Genomic DNA, 14418 nt, shown 5'->3' with positions numbered 1-14418 from the left:
TGTCAATCTTTTATTGCCTTTGTGTAAAAAAATTAGTTATTATCACTAAAAGCTGCTTGCTCTTTTTTTGATACTTTTGATAGTTCTGTCTTTTTTTCAAATTCTCCTTGGACAACTAAACGCTCTACACCAGCATCTGTGCTACATGTATACATTGTAATCATTGTCTCATTTTGCCTATCATCTAAAATATCGACTCTATCTGGTGCCACTATTTCTATGTTATTGACTTTATACGTGTAAATAAACTGATCATCTTGTAAATAAATACGATTGCCTTTTTTTACATTAAATAAAGGACCAAATAAAGAGGTATCATCTCCAGGAACTTTATGAGCGGCCATTGGATAATTTCCCTTCCCCATTAGCTGTCCAATTTTATTAGTAGCTGCCCCTCGATAAAGATTTTTTTCCCCAACACCTTTTACAACTGGCAATTGAAGGTGAACCTCAGGTATCGATACTTGACCTAAATAAACTTCATCATCTGAATCGTCTAAAAATGTCTCTTTAGGTTGGTACGTAAATTCAATGCTCGATTGACTATTTTTTTGTTTTGTATCAGCTATTCGTTTTTTTTCCTGCTGTTTTTTTTCTAATTCTTCCTTTACTATTGCAATCTGTTCATTTGTTTTTTCAGCTTCCTTTTTATAGTAAAATTGGCTTCCTAACGAAACGAAAAGAGCTAATGCAGCTAAAAATATACTTATGTAGCGCCATTTATTAGATGTTTTTTTTCTTTTTCTTAAACTAGTTGGTTGAATAATCAACTCATAATTAGGTCGTTCTTTTTTTGATGGTACTTGATAATTAATCAGAATAAAATTAGTTTTTTCAACAGTATTTATTTTTTGTTTTTTGTCTATATTCCCCAATTAGATGTTCTCCTCCAAAACGAACAAAAATGAGTATCAGATTACTGACACTCATTTTTATTCAATTTACAGTGCTTATTTTTTACGACTTCTAAGAAATGCTGCAATTGAACCACCTAATAAACTAAAGCTACTGAATGCTGGCATAAAACCTAGACCTGCATTTGTTTGTGCTAATTTAGTTGGTTTTGCTGCTGGTGCTGATTTAGCAGGCGCTGGATTGCCTGTTGGAGCATCAGTTGAAACTGTTTGACTCAATACATCTGAACCTGTTCCACCTTCTGTAAAGTTGAAATTAACCATATAAACGTTTTTAGCATTTAGCAAAGGCATTTCAACAGTAAATCTAAGACCTTTATAAATGGTAGAAGAAATTGTTTCATCTTGTACCACTTCACCAGTCTCTAAATTAGTTACTCTTAGTCCATAATTTGTTCCTGAAATATACCACACATCAAATTTTAACAACCCATCTTTTGATGTGTGGGTTGCTTTATTTGCTTCTGTATTTGTTGTTTTATTAATCGTTAATGTTGTTTCTTCCACAATTTTTTCTACCATCGAAGCATTGATGATTGCAACAGCTGATTGAAATTCCATTACTTGTGGTTCAATCGTTGCTCTTTGTTCGTCTGACGTTATATTTTCAGTGATGGTGTATTTAACTGGATAAACACCAATTTTTGTTGTATCTACTTGTGAAACATCTGCAGTAATTGTTCCATCAAATGCTTTACCTGATGCATCTACAAAAGTAATTCCTTTTAAGGGATCAAAAACCTCGCCTACATAAGAAGTAGCAAAATTATTTTCTGAAACTGCTTTTCCATTGTACATAAATGAGAAGTCTGCAATGTTTTGACCAGATTCTTGTGGTTCTTCCGGTTTGTTTTCAACAAGTGTTTCAACAATTGTTACCTCTTCACCCGTCACTGGATCTTGATACGTGATTTCAAACTCATCATTTAATTGAGCTACTCCTGTAGCCAAAACTGCTTCTGGTTCTTCATCTGAAAATAATTCCCATGTGAAATTTACTTCATCTGTCATTGTAACGCTTAGCGAAAGTCCATTTCCTATATGAACTACTTGCGTATAGCCTGGATCAATGCGTTGCACACCGTTTGGTTTTGTAATAGTATGAACATTTTTCGGTGCCGCTTGAACTTCATTGTTGCTTAATAAGCCACTTGTTGAACTAAATCCTACCCCTAAAATAAAAGAACTTGCTACTACTCCTTTGATTAAACGCTTTTTAAAATTTGTCATAATTCTTGTTCTCCCCCTAAAAAATAAATATGTACAAAAAATTCGCAATTAAATTTATTTTGCACTATTTAAATTTTAACAAATCAGTCGTTTTTTTACTATATTGAAAAACACCTAGAATTTAATTAATTTCACTTTATGACGCTTTTGTGACCGCTTTATTAATTATACTTAATGTTCATACTAGGAAAAGATTTTAAAGTATTCAATCACAAACAAAAAAACGTCAACCGTTTTTCTAATGAATGATTGACGTTTTTTAATTTAGTGAATTTTTATCTTTCTTTAAGAGCATATCGCCCCAAGTATACATTTGATCAATAAAGGACTTACTTTTCAATTTAATACCTACTGATTCATCATAAATCATGTCAATTAAATGTCGCAACTCTTTTTTTGTCTCTTCTTTTACGGTAATTGTTCCTAATTTGTCCAATGAAATCCTTGAAAAAATTTGTAAAAAATAAATGGCTCTTGGGCTTGCGTGGTAGCGATGTTCATCTAAACTCCAATGCTTTTGACATAACAATCCGCCATAACTATCAGAGTAATCAAAATTTCCGTCCATTTCACCACAAACCTTACAACCTCGTAATTCAGGGGCCACACCAAAGTAAGGCAATAATTGGACTTCAAAAATATTCACCATAATTTCTGGATCATAGCCTTCATCAATATCCGTTAACGTCATTTCTACTTTATTAAATAAAACAGGGTCTACGACACCATCCTCTAAGGCTGCATCCGCTAAATTTAAAACATAAGTCGCATAGGCGTTTAAAAAGATATCTGTCTGCATCGCATTGAAATGTGTCACTTCTTTTGCATCTCGTAAAAAACACAACCCTGAATCACGAATATCTGCAATGTAAGATGCTTTCGTAAAAGGCAAAACGGCTGATTTTATTTTACTATTTGCTTTTCTTGTACCTTTCACAAAAAACATTCGTTTGCCAAACCGATTGGTAAAGATTTTAACTAGTTGATCATTTTCACGATGATTGCGAACAGATAAGACTATCCCTTCAATCTCTTCAAGCGGTCCCATAATTACCCTCCCTTACAATAAATACAAAAGCAGACCTTAAAAGAAAATTCTTTTAAGGTCCAGTTTCTATCAATAATCGTCTTTTTTATAACCATAGTCAGTTAAATAATTTTGTTTGTCGCGCCAATCTTTTTGTACTTTGACCCAAAGTTCTAGATAAATTTTATCGCCTAGCATAATTTCGATATCTTTTCTAGCCTTGATGCCAATATCTTTTAGCATTTTTCCACCTTTACCAATGATAATACCTTTTTGCGAAGAACGCTCAACGATAATAGTAGCTTGAACTTGAACTTTATCATTTTCATTGCGTTTCATACTTTCTACTACTACCGCAACAGAATGCGGAATTTCTTCACGCGTTAATTCCAAGACTTTCTCACGAATTAATTCTGAAACAATAAAATACTCTGGATGGTCCGTTACTTGATCTTCTGGATAATATTGTGGACCTTCAGGTAAACGTTTCGTAATTTCAGTTAATAACGTCTCCACATTATTTCCTTCAGTTGCAGAAATTGGAATAATTTCTGCAAACTCTAATTGGCTTTGATAATCGTTCATAATTTCTAATAATTTTTCTGGATGAATTTTGTCAATTTTATTAATAATCAAAAAAATTGGGGTTTTATTTTCTTTTAATTTATCAATGATAAAATTATCACCAGGTCCACGTTTCTCTTCAGCATTCACCATTAATAAAATGACATCAACACCTCTAAGACTGCTTAAAGCTGAATCTACCATGAAATCACCTAGACGATGTTTAGGTTTGTGAATTCCAGGTGTATCGATAAAAATGATTTGAGAATCATCAGTTGTATGGATTCCTTGGATTTTATTTCTAGTTGTTTGTGCTTTATCGCTCATAATCGCGATTTTTTGACCTACAACACGATTTAATAGGGTTGATTTCCCTACATTTGGTCTGCCAACAATGGCAACAAAGCCTGATTTGTACTCACTCATTATGTTAAATCCTCCGGTGTAAAGGCCCCAGGTAAAAGACGTTCAATCGTTGTCTCAAACTGATCTCCTTTTTTATTTGTTAATAATACAGGCATCTCTTTATCACAGAACTCTGCCATAACTTGTCTACATGCCCCACAAGGCGCAATTGGACCTTCTGTATCTCCTGTAATGACAAGGTAACTAAATTCCTTATAACCTTCTGAAACAGCTTTAAAAAAGGCTGTACGTTCGGCACAATTAGTTAACCCATATGAAGCATTTTCAATATTACATCCTGTATAAACAAGACCTTCTTTAGTAACCAAAGCTGCTCCAACTGGAAATTTAGAATAAGGAACATAGGCTTTTTCTAACATACCATTAGCTGCATCAATCCATTTTTGACTATCTTCTACATGTTTTTTCAACAGGGATTCTCCTTTAAAAAAATAATTTAATTACTTTTGGTAAAAAAATAACTATTGCCACTATCACTGCAAATCCAGCCGTCATTAATACAGCCGCTGCTGCCATATCTTTTGCTTTTTTAGCTAATGGGTAATAGTCATGATTTGTTATTAAATCAACGACATTTTCTATGACAGTATTCCACACTTCCATGACGATTACAAGAAAAATACTTAAAATCATCCATAGCCATTCAGACCAGCTAACCTTGAAAAACCAACAACAAATCAAAACAAATATGCCTAATAATACATGAGTACGCATATTTCGTTCTTCTTTAAAAACTGTGATTACTCCTTCAAAGGCATGCCTAAAGGAATCTAAAAAATGTTTGTTTTTTCCGCAATTTTTATTATCTTCCCAATCCATACGCATCTAATATCACTTTCTGCAAATCAAACATCTCTTTTTCATCAGCAAGCTCCATATGATCGTAACCATTTAAATGAAGGAAACCATGAAGTGCTAGAAATCCTAATTCTCGATCAAAAGAATGACCGTAATCAGCTGCTTGTTCTGCGGTTTTATCAATGGAGATAATAATATCACCTATGTTGCGAGGCATTTTCTCATCAAGTAAATCGAAATTGATTGCCTCTTCTCCTTCAACTTCATCTTCTAGAGCAAAACTAATTACATCCGTTGGCTGATCTTTACCACGATAGTCACGATTAATTACTTGAATTCCTTCGTTGTCTGTAAAAGTAACCGACATTTCTGTATCTTCTGGTAAATTCAAGTGACTTCCTGCAAACTCTAATAACGATTCTACTAGTTTTTGTTGTTCGTCAGTTACTTTCGCTGTTTCATCATATAAATCAAGTTCCATATTAGGACTTCCCTTCATTTGTAGCATTGTTTTTCGTTAGCGTTGGATACTCAATTCTTGAATGGAATGTACCATTCAAGCCTTCACAAATTGACAATTCAACTTGATGCAATTCCTTTAAGGTAATATTACATTCATCAAACTGTCCATCTATAATACGTCCATTTACTAAATCGTGAACAAATGTCGCGATTTTTTCAGTCGTAGGTTGAGACATCGCTCGCACTGCTGCCTCACAGCTATCTGCAATATTAATAACAGCTGCTTCTTTTGTTTGAGGTTTTGGACCTGGATAACGAAAATCACTTTCTAGCACATTAGGATCTGCTTCTTTAGCTTTAACATAGAAAAACTTCATTAAAGTTGTTCCATGATGTTGCGCACAAATATCAATGATTCCTTTTGGTAACTTCGCTTCCTCTAACATTTTAACACCTTCTGTTACATGATTAAAGATAATTTCTTTGCTCTCTTCAGGTTTTAACATATTATGAGGATTTTCCATACCTTGTGGTAAATTTTCAACAAAAAAGAACGGATGCTTGATTTTTCCAACGTCGTGATAATAACAAGCAACTCTTGCAAACATTGAGTCTCCTCCAATTGCTTCAACTGCATTCGCACTTAAATTAGCAACCATCAAACTATGATGATAGGTCCCCGCTGCTTTTGTTAAAAGTTCTTTCAACAATGGTTGGTTTGGATTAGCTAATTCTGTCAATGTTAAAACAGCATTATCTTCAAAAAGCACTTCGATATAAGGGTTTAAAACAATTGCTAAGATATAAGAAGCTAACCCACTTAAAATTCCATAAAGTAAAATGAGCAACCCATCGCTTGAAAAAGGTTGCATATTTAAATAAAGAACAAAAGCAATTACGAATAAGCTATTAAAAATAGTTATCCAAATAAAGGTTGGCCATAACTGCCGATTGATTCTAGCTCTGCTTAACATCGTTCCCATCATTCCACTCAACAGATAGAATAACGTTACTACCAGACTAAAACTCGTTCCAGCTTCTCCAATAAATATAAAAATAGAAAAGGCTGCTAAAAAACCATTTGCAATATTCCCAAATCTTCTAGAAACAAAAACCGTAACTAGTAGAGGAATTAATGCCGCTGGATATAACATTGCTAAAAAATTAGCCCCTGATGATTGAATTAATTGCAATCCTTTCATTAATATTACACCAAATACCATAACAAAAGTGTATAGAGTAATATGTTGCCCTCGTTCAATCAAACGATTTTTTCTATTCATTTCCATATAATATAGAATGAGCATTTGTGTAATTAATACTAAAATCAATGCGTAGATGGGTCTGTATGATGCCGTTTTATCTAATAGTCCTAATAATTCAATTTGATTCATCGCATTGCTATCAATGATATGTCCCTCTTGAACCAATACTTGCCCTTGTAAAATCATGGCTGGTTGAACGCGTTCTACTGCCATTTGCCTTTGTTCTTCAGTTGCTTTTTCATTTAAAATATCGTTTGCAACAATACTATTTTCTAAAATTAAATTGGCAGTTCTTAAGTTATTCCCTGTTAGATTGCTATACTCTAATTTATCTTTTGCTTCTTGTTTTACCTCAGTTAAATCTGTATCTCTGATGGCTTTAGACATCTTTTCTTTAACAATTTTCCATGTATTTTCTTTAACGGATTTTAAAGTTGAACTATCCATATTTAACAATTGGACTATTGCCCAATCTGGCAAATCGTTTGAAAAATCATTAGCTTGATCTGTGGCTGCTTTCATTCTTTCTCGAAAAGCTGCTGTTTTTTCTTTATTTAATGTATCAATCGAACTTTCTTTACTCTCAGTTGTTTCTTCTATTTTTTTAGTTTTATCTTGAAATTGTGTACGGATATCATCAATTGTAGCAAATAAAATTTCGATTTTAGATAATTGAGTATTCACGAGATTACTATTTAATTGATAAACCGGTTGAACACTCTCCGACGCTGCTTTTTGATTCTCTTTCGTTTTTTCTTTATCCTCAATAGTAGCATTGGAACGGATTGTTTCGTCAGCTACTTGATACAATCTCAAGTCCAATGATTTTGGTTTAACGCTATCAAAAATAATGAAAAAAAGAATGAGGGAAAATAGTGCAAGTACAAATGGAATGTAAAATTTCCCCATTTTCTTTTGTATGCTAACTATTATTCGCTTCATTCTTACACATCCTATTCTTTTGTGTTTCTGCTATTTTTTAGTTCATCTTTTGATTCTTTATCATAGGCCTCAATAATACTTGCGACAACAGGATGACGAACCACATCACTTGAATCAAACCGAACAAAACGAATGCTTTTGATTCCTTGTAGTGTTTTTTCCGCATGAATTAACCCACTATTTGCCCCTCTTGGCAAATCGATTTGAGTCTTATCTCCATTTACAATCATTTTCGAACCAAAACCTAGTCTGGTTAGAAACATTTTCATTTGAGCAGCTGTAGCATTTTGTGCCTCATCAAGAATGATAAATGCATCTTCCAATGTACGCCCGCGCATATAAGCTAGAGGCGCAATTTCAATCACTCCTCGTTCCATTAAACGAGTGGTGTGTTCTGTACCAAAGACGCTATTTAACGCATCATAGATAGGTCGTAAATAAGGATCTACCTTTTCTTTTAAATCACCTGGCAAGAAACCAAGACTTTCCCCAGCTTCAACAGCAGGACGAGTTAAAATAATCTTCTTAACGTCACCATTTTTTAACGCTGAAATAGCCATTACAACTGCCAAATAAGTTTTCCCTGTTCCTGCAGGTCCAATTCCAAAAACGATATCGTTCTTTTTTACTGATTGAACATACTCACGTTGACCACTATTTTTAGCACGAATTGGTTTCCCAGTGAAGTCTTTTCCAATCTCTTCTTCATATAGACTAACAAAATAGTCTAAACTACCTTTTTCAGCCATTTTTACAGCGCTTAGAACATCTGCTTGTCCTATTCGAATGCCTCTTTTAATAAGTTCTTGTAGCTTAATCAAAATTTCTTCAACTAATTGAACTTGGCTTTCTTCTCCTATTAACTCAATTTTTTCGCCACGACTATTGATTGTGACTTCCATTGATTCTTCTAATAATAACAAATTTTTATCATGATTGCCAAATAAGGCGATGGCTAAATCTTCATTTTTTAATTGTAGTTCTCGCGTTACATCCTTTAGTTTGGTCAAACGACTGACACTCCTTTAGTTTTTAGAATAGGCTTTAATGAAATGATAGCATATTTTTTCAACAAAAAGAAGTATTCTATTACTACAATAAAAGCCATTACATTCTTTTTTATGTACTCCAGACACACTAAGATTAAGAATTAGAAATAAAAAAGAACACTATTAGAATTTACACTCCAATAATGTTCTTCAAATCTTAACTTAACGATTCTTTCACAATACGATTAACAACATTCCCATCCGCAATTCCCTTAGTTTTAGGCATTACTGCCCCCATTACTTTGCCAAAGTCCTTCATAGAAGAGGCTTCAACTGTTGCAATTGCTTCAGTGACTATTGCTTTAATCTCAGTTTCAGAAAGTTGTTTAGGCAAATATTTTTCAACAATCACAATCTCAGCTTCTGTTTTTTCAACTAAATCTTCTCGATCAGCATTCTTAAACTCTGCTAAAGAATCACGACGTTGTTTCATCTCACGAGCAAGAATCGTTAATTCTTCATCTTCGCTTAACTCTTTGCCTGTTTTAATTTGTTCGTTTTGTAATGAAGCTTTCAACATACGAATAACCGTCAAAGTTTCTTTATCTTTGGCTTTCATCGCTGTTTTCATGTCTTCATTTAACGTAGTTAGAAGAGACATATTATCCACCCTCATTAAAAAGCAACTGATTAGAATTTACGTTTTCTAGCAGCTTCAGATTTTTTCTTACGCTTCACACTTGGTTTTTCATAGAATTCGCGTTTGCGAGCTTCTTGCAAAGTACCTGTTTTAGATACGGTACGTTTGAAGCGACGAAGAGCATCATCAAGAGATTCGTTTTTACGAACGACTGTTTTTGACATATTAAATTCCCTCCCTCCGAGCTTATAAAAGTAACCGTTTTTTATTATGCAACTAACAATCTACTACATAAATAATAACTGTCCTTCTTCATTATATCGAATGAATAAAATTACGTCAATAAGACATTGGAAATTCTTTTAAAAAAAGTGAAATTATTTTTAGATTTTCGTAATGAAAAAATAATAAAACAAGGCGATTCTACTAAAAAATCCCACTAAGTCACTTCTTAGAGCTGTCATAGCAAGTTTTTTTATAATAGAGAGCATTTTTCACACTTACCAAAAATTTCAAATCGGTGGCTTTCAATCTCACAACCAGTTAGTTGTTCTTCAAAGAAATTCATTGGACACATATGAATTTCTTTTGTATTGCCACAAATTGTACAAATAAAATGATGATGGTGGCCTTCATGAACACAAGCAAAACGAAACATTTTTTCACCATTTAATTCGGTTTCTTCTAAAACATTTACTTCAACAAATGTATATAAATTTCGATAAATAGTATCATAACTTAAATTTGGAAAACTTTCTTTCAATCCACTTTGTACATCTTTAGCAGTCAAATAACGATTTTCATTCGCAAAAAGCAATAACATACCTTCGCGTTTATCCGTATACTTATAGCCATTATCTTTTAAAATATCAATTGCTCTTTTAACAGCAGTTTCATGCATTTTTTCTGCCTCCCATCTACATTTCTCTTAGTTATTATACCCTATTTTATCTTCAATTAGCAAATTTGCTTACTTAAAAGAAGCAGAGAACAGTTTTCGGAATTTTCAATAACGTTATTTATTTGTTTATTCGATTCATTAAGACGTCTTATTGATTTTATTTGTGACCTACTATATAATTAAGATACATGATCAACACATAAGAACTGAGGTGCACAATGGAGCTAACAGAACGTCAAAAAAGGATTATTCAAATCGTGAAAGAAAATGAGCCCATTAGTGCCGATAATATTGCAAAACATCTCTATTTATCAAAACCTACTTTGCGAACAGATTTAACCATTTTAACCATGACAGGAATCCTTGATGCTAGACCTAAAGTCGGTTATTTCTTTGCAGGTCAAAATTTTGAACCTCTGCTATTTGAGGATTTATATGAAAAAAGCATTTCCGAAATTATGATTCCACCTGTTGTGATAAAAAAAGAGGCAACTATTAATGACGCCGTGACTATGTTGTTTATGCATGATGTTGGAACCCTTTACGTAACAGAAAATCAAGTATTACTTGGAATTATTTCAAGAAAAGACTTATTGCGTAGTACGATTTCCAACACCTCAATAAATAAAGTTCCAGTTGCGATGATTATGACAAGAATGCCAAATGTCGTGACCCTTCAAGAAGACGAACGGATTTTAGACGCTGGGTATAAAATTATTCAACATCAAATCGATTCTCTGCCAGTTATAAGTAAAGATAACCCCGCTTTAGTAATCGGAAAAGTTTCTAAAACTGTTGTCTTAAAGCATTTTATTGACGAAGCCATGCACTTGAAGAAATAAGACGTATCCTCGAAGGAGTTCGCTATTATGAATAAAAAACCAATTATTTACATTTTATCTGATTCCATTGGTGAAACTGCTCAAAAAGTTGTTTCTGCCGTATTGGTTCAGTTTCCAGAACTTAAATTAACAGACATTCGACGCTACCCTTTCATTGAAGATGAGCGCATGCTACTTGATATTTTGAATGAAGTATTGAAAGAAAATGGTGTGATTGTCCACACGTTAGTCTCAAAAAAATTTGTAAGTCTTGTAATGAATTTTTGCAAAGAAACAGGATTATCTTATGTTGATGTGATGAGTCCACTAACTAGCGTCTTACATGCTAAAACAGGGATTTCTCCTTTGGAAGAACCTGGTGCGCTTCATAAATTAGACGAGCATTATTTTAGTCGAGTGTCAGCGATTGAATTTGCAGTAAAGTATGATGATGGCAAAGATCCGCGAAGCTTCTTATTAGCAGATTTTGTCTTGCTAGGCGTTTCACGAACCTCAAAAACTCCTTTAAGTATGTATCTAGCAAACAATAATTTTAAAGTAGCAAATCTTCCAATTATTCCAGAAGCTACATTGCCAAAAGAATTATTTGAAATAGATCCTACAAAAATTATTGGTTTAACCAGTAGCGCCCATTCTTTGATGAAAATACGAAAATCAAGATTGCGTACGCTTGGTTTAAATGAAGATGCAAGTTATTCAAGCGAAACACGAATTGAAGAAGAACTCGCTTTTGCAAATGAACTTTATCAAAAATTAGGCATTCAAGTCATTGATGTCGAACATCGTGCGATTGAAGAAACCGCCGCATTGATTTGTGCCTTAACTTAATTTGTTTGTCCCTCCACTTGGAGTACAATATATATACCTCATAGACATAAAAAACCTCAATTTTATGTCACTTTAATTGACCTATTCCACCTCAGGATAGGTCTTTTCTTTTATTTTAAAGTTTGTTTAAATAAGGTATAATAAAGTATCACATTACTTTTTAACAAAGGAGTTCATTATGAGTAAAAAAGAGCAATATGTATACATTATTTCTGATTCTGTTGGAGAAACAGCAAATAAACTGATTCAAGCAGCCTTAGCACAATTTCCCGATTTAGAAGTGGATGTTTCCCGCTATCCATTTGTTCGAGGAGAAGACACACTTATTTCAATTTTAGAAAAAGCTAAAGAAGAAAACGCCATGATACTTCATACGCTAATCACAAACGGATTGAGTTCTGCTGCAAATCAATTTTGTAAAGAAAATAACTTATACTGTTTTGATTTATTAAACCCTGTTATTGAAGAAATTGAAAAACGAACTGGCGCTATTCCTACAAAAGAAGCTGGTGCTCTCCATCAACTAAACGATAATTACTTCCATCGAATCAGTGCAATTGAATTCGCTGTAAAGTATGATGACGGGAAGGATCCTAAAGGCTTCCTTGAAGCTGACATTGTTTTACTAGGTGTTTCTAGAACTTCAAAGACCCCTCTAAGTATGTTTTTAGCCAATAAAAATTTAAAGGTAGCTAATTTGCCACTTGTTCCTGAAGCACACATTCCTGATCAATTATGGAAAGTAAATCCTAAAAAAATCGTTGGGTTAACAAACGATCCAAAAATTTTAAATTCGATTCGTCGTGAAAGAATGATTGCCTATGGATTAAATCCAGATACTGCGTATTCCGATATGAAGCGTATTGATGATGAACTAGCATTTGCGCAAGATTTATATAATAAATTGGATTGTCTTGTTATTAATGTTTCAAACCGTTCAATTGAAGAAACAGCAGCGATTATTTTAAATACGTTACAACTAAATGACATGAGTTACGACAATTAAAAAAAGCGAGCTAAACAAATGTTTAGCTCGCTTTTTAGCATTTTTAGAATCCTCGACTAGAGCCACCTCCGCCAGAGCTTCCTCCGCCTCCGAAAGAACCGCCGCCGCCAAAACCACCACCAGATGATCCGCCGCCACCTCTGAAAATGCCACTAGACAATCCATAAAGTAGTGCTGTACTTACATTGCTTCCCCTTCTTCTTCCACCAGGGCCGCCACTATTTCCACCGCCACCAAAGAAAAAAATAGCTAGAATAATAATGAACAGAATTGTAAAAATAGAAACTGGAGAATCTTTACTATCCTCTTGTTTATAATCAGAAGGGTCTACAGCATAGCCCGAAAAAATCGTATCATCTTTATAGCCGTTTTCTTTATTGACTTTTAGTGCTGTTTCAGTAAAAATTTGTTTTAATGCCTCATCAAATTGATCCTTTTTTAATAAATCGATATTACGATCTAAAATTTGCCCAGTTCCACTATCTGTTAGAGCGCCTTCTAACCCATAACCCACTTCAAACCGAATTTTTCGGTCTTCTTTGGAAAATAAGATTAATACTCCATTATCATCTGTCTTGTTTCCAATTTTCCATTTCTCAAATAAATGAGAGGCATACTCTTCTATCGTCAAACCTTGTAAATTATTAACTGTTGCTACAACAATTTGAGGTTTTTCTTTAGTTTCTTCATAATGTTTATTCACATCAACAATAAATTTATTGGTTGTTTGTGATAAAATAGAGGCTTCATCATACACATAAAATGCTTTGGATGCTTCTGGATAAGTGACTGCTGCCTGACTTATTCTGGGAAACAGTATCAAACAAAAAGAGGCCATTGCCATTACTAGAAAATAGAGACTTATTTTTTTAGACCCATTCTTCAAGATTAAACAGCTCCTTTCTCTTTGAACGATTATTTCGTATCAAAATTGACACTTGGAGCATTTTGAGCTCCTTCAACTGCTTTAAAGTAAGTTTTAGAATCAAATCCACTCATTTTAGCAACAATTGATCCAGGGAATCTTTTAACTTTATTATTATAAGTTTTAACAGCATCGTTGTAACGGTCGCGTTCAGTTGAAATACGGTTTTCAGTTCCTGCTAACTCGTCCATCAAGGCTTGAACATTTTTATCTGATTTAAGATCTGGATAATTTTCAACGACTACTAACAAGCGAGACACTGCTGAATCTAATTCATTATTTGCTTGAACTTTATCATCCGTGGTTGATGCATTGCTTAATTTTGAACGAGCATCTGCAATCTTTCCAAAAACTTCTTTTTCTTGGGTCATGCTTCCTTTAACAGAGTTTACAAGATTAGGAATCAAGTCATAACGACGTTGTAATTTTGACTCAACTTTTGCCCACTGTGCATCTACTTCACTTTCTGCACTAACTAAACCATTATAAGAACTAGCAAATGGCACTACTAATATTACAATCGCCACAACAATTCCAATAGCTATTTTCATCCAATTTTTCATTCCAATTCCTTCTTTCTATTTTAAGTGTTATCTTTTGTAATTACTGTTACTATTGTTGATTTTACACTACTTCCATGTGAAATAAATCCATCCAAA

General features: G+C 33.6%; 17 protein-coding genes. 3 read left to right on the top strand and 14 right to left on the bottom strand.

What is annotated here, in order from left to right; all coding sequences use genetic code 11:
- Positions 1–32 precede the first annotated feature (32 nt).
- The 12 genes from AC07SW_RS00215 to AC07SW_RS00160 all read right to left on the bottom strand — a co-directional run bounded on the left by AC07SW_RS00215 (position 33) and on the right by AC07SW_RS00160 (position 10158).
- A complete protein-coding gene (locus AC07SW_RS00215; protein WP_494632050.1) occupies positions 33–875 on the bottom strand; it encodes a class A sortase in 843 nt (280 codons plus the stop codon).
- Between the two features lie 75 nt (positions 876–950).
- Complete coding sequence (locus tag AC07SW_RS00210; protein ID WP_463684633.1) at positions 951–2144, bottom strand: cell wall protein; 1194 nt, start codon at positions 2142–2144, stop codon at positions 951–953.
- A 259-nt stretch (positions 2145–2403) separates the two neighbouring features.
- Positions 2404–3192 (bottom strand): DNA repair protein RecO, encoded by a 789-nt coding sequence (gene recO / locus AC07SW_RS00205; RefSeq protein WP_034569863.1) that lies wholly within the window; start codon positions 3190–3192, stop codon positions 2404–2406.
- A 69-nt stretch (positions 3193–3261) separates the two neighbouring features.
- Positions 3262–4161: a GTPase Era gene (gene era / locus AC07SW_RS00200; protein WP_034569866.1), complete on the bottom strand. Its 900-nt coding sequence runs from the start codon at positions 4159–4161 to the stop codon at positions 3262–3264.
- On the bottom strand, positions 4161–4571 hold the full coding sequence (locus tag AC07SW_RS00195) for a cytidine deaminase (RefSeq protein WP_272947682.1): 411 nt from the start codon (positions 4569–4571) through the stop codon (positions 4161–4163). The genes era and AC07SW_RS00195 overlap by 1 nt, the downstream gene beginning before the upstream one ends.
- A gap of 13 nt (positions 4572–4584) precedes the next feature.
- Positions 4585–4986, bottom strand: a complete 402-nt coding sequence (locus AC07SW_RS00190; RefSeq protein WP_034569870.1) for a diacylglycerol kinase family protein — start codon at positions 4984–4986, stop codon at positions 4585–4587.
- Positions 4964–5440, bottom strand: coding sequence for an rRNA maturation RNase YbeY (gene ybeY / locus AC07SW_RS00185; RefSeq protein ID WP_034569873.1), 477 nt, complete (start codon positions 5438–5440; stop codon positions 4964–4966). Before ybeY ends, AC07SW_RS00190 begins: the two co-directional genes overlap by 23 nt.
- 1 nt (position 5441) lies before the next feature.
- Positions 5442–7628 (bottom strand): HD family phosphohydrolase, encoded by a 2187-nt coding sequence (locus AC07SW_RS00180; RefSeq protein WP_119908002.1) that lies wholly within the window; start codon positions 7626–7628, stop codon positions 5442–5444.
- Between the two features lie 11 nt (positions 7629–7639).
- Positions 7640–8581, bottom strand: coding sequence for a PhoH family protein (locus tag AC07SW_RS00175; protein ID WP_463684656.1), 942 nt, complete (start codon positions 8579–8581; stop codon positions 7640–7642).
- Between the two features lie 253 nt (positions 8582–8834).
- Entirely contained in the window at positions 8835–9278 is a 444-nt protein-coding gene (locus AC07SW_RS00170; protein WP_074402809.1) for a GatB/YqeY domain-containing protein, read from the bottom strand.
- A 29-nt stretch (positions 9279–9307) separates the two neighbouring features.
- The gene (gene rpsU / locus AC07SW_RS00165; RefSeq protein ID WP_010053707.1) at positions 9308–9481 is read right to left on the bottom strand and encodes a 30S ribosomal protein S21; all 174 of its coding nucleotides are present in this window, start codon (positions 9479–9481) and stop codon (positions 9308–9310) included.
- Positions 9482–9732: 251 nt separating this feature from the next.
- The gene (locus AC07SW_RS00160; protein WP_034569884.1) at positions 9733–10158 is read right to left on the bottom strand and encodes a Fur family transcriptional regulator; all 426 of its coding nucleotides are present in this window, start codon (positions 10156–10158) and stop codon (positions 9733–9735) included.
- Positions 10159–10376: 218 nt separating this feature from the next.
- On the opposite strand from AC07SW_RS00160, the gene AC07SW_RS00155 reads away from it, so the two are divergent.
- From AC07SW_RS00155 to AC07SW_RS00145, 3 genes are all read left to right on the top strand, one after another.
- Positions 10377–11000, top strand: coding sequence for a helix-turn-helix transcriptional regulator (locus AC07SW_RS00155; RefSeq protein ID WP_463684635.1), 624 nt, complete (start codon positions 10377–10379; stop codon positions 10998–11000).
- A gap of 27 nt (positions 11001–11027) precedes the next feature.
- Positions 11028–11828: a pyruvate, water dikinase regulatory protein gene (locus AC07SW_RS00150; protein ID WP_119908000.1), complete on the top strand. Its 801-nt coding sequence runs from the start codon at positions 11028–11030 to the stop codon at positions 11826–11828.
- 178 nt (positions 11829–12006) lie between these two features.
- A complete protein-coding gene (locus tag AC07SW_RS00145) occupies positions 12007–12834 on the top strand; it encodes a pyruvate, water dikinase regulatory protein (protein WP_162919155.1) in 828 nt (275 codons plus the stop codon).
- Positions 12835–12877: 43 nt separating this feature from the next.
- Here the strand turns inward: AC07SW_RS00145 and AC07SW_RS00140 are convergent, their stop codons facing one another.
- Together AC07SW_RS00140 and AC07SW_RS00135 are read right to left on the bottom strand one after the other, a co-directional pair.
- Positions 12878–13720, bottom strand: a complete 843-nt coding sequence (locus AC07SW_RS00140) for a TPM domain-containing protein (protein ID WP_494632047.1) — start codon at positions 13718–13720, stop codon at positions 12878–12880.
- Between the two features lie 29 nt (positions 13721–13749).
- Positions 13750–14322, bottom strand: a complete 573-nt coding sequence (locus AC07SW_RS00135) for a LemA family protein (protein WP_463684639.1) — start codon at positions 14320–14322, stop codon at positions 13750–13752.
- Positions 14323–14418: the final 96 nt, after the last annotated feature.

This window comes from Carnobacterium sp. GW821-FHT04C06, from assembly GCF_059420345.1.
The sequence above is the reverse complement of the archived record's forward strand: the minus strand, read 5'-3'. Positions and strand labels throughout refer to the sequence as shown.

Bases quoted from the DNA above. Each gene is read 5' to 3' on its own strand.
- AC07SW_RS00155 (WP_463684635.1), top strand. From the start codon at position 10,377: ATGGAGCTAACAGAACGTCAAAAAAGGATTATTCAAATCGTGAAAGAA.
- AC07SW_RS00170 (WP_074402809.1), bottom strand. From the start codon at position 9,278: ATGTCTCTTCTAACTACGTTAAATGAAGACATGAAAACAGCGATGAAA.
- AC07SW_RS00180 (WP_119908002.1), bottom strand. From the start codon at position 7,628: ATGAAGCGAATAATAGTTAGCATACAAAAGAAAATGGGGAAATTTTAC.
- ybeY (WP_034569873.1), bottom strand. From the start codon at position 5,440: ATGGAACTTGATTTATATGATGAAACAGCGAAAGTAACTGACGAACAA.
- AC07SW_RS00210 (WP_463684633.1), bottom strand. From the start codon at position 2,144: ATGACAAATTTTAAAAAGCGTTTAATCAAAGGAGTAGTAGCAAGTTCT.
- AC07SW_RS00150 (WP_119908000.1), top strand. From the start codon at position 11,028: ATGAATAAAAAACCAATTATTTACATTTTATCTGATTCCATTGGTGAA.
- rpsU (WP_010053707.1), bottom strand. From the start codon at position 9,481: ATGTCAAAAACAGTCGTTCGTAAAAACGAATCTCTTGATGATGCTCTT.
- AC07SW_RS00160 (WP_034569884.1), bottom strand. From the start codon at position 10,158: ATGCATGAAACTGCTGTTAAAAGAGCAATTGATATTTTAAAAGATAAT.
- AC07SW_RS00145 (WP_162919155.1), top strand. From the start codon at position 12,007: ATGAGTAAAAAAGAGCAATATGTATACATTATTTCTGATTCTGTTGGA.
- AC07SW_RS00190 (WP_034569870.1), bottom strand. From the start codon at position 4,986: ATGCGTATGGATTGGGAAGATAATAAAAATTGCGGAAAAAACAAACAT.
- era (WP_034569866.1), bottom strand. From the start codon at position 4,161: ATGAGTGAGTACAAATCAGGCTTTGTTGCCATTGTTGGCAGACCAAAT.
- AC07SW_RS00135 (WP_463684639.1), bottom strand. From the start codon at position 14,322: ATGAAAAATTGGATGAAAATAGCTATTGGAATTGTTGTGGCGATTGTA.
- recO (WP_034569863.1), bottom strand. From the start codon at position 3,192: ATGGGACCGCTTGAAGAGATTGAAGGGATAGTCTTATCTGTTCGCAAT.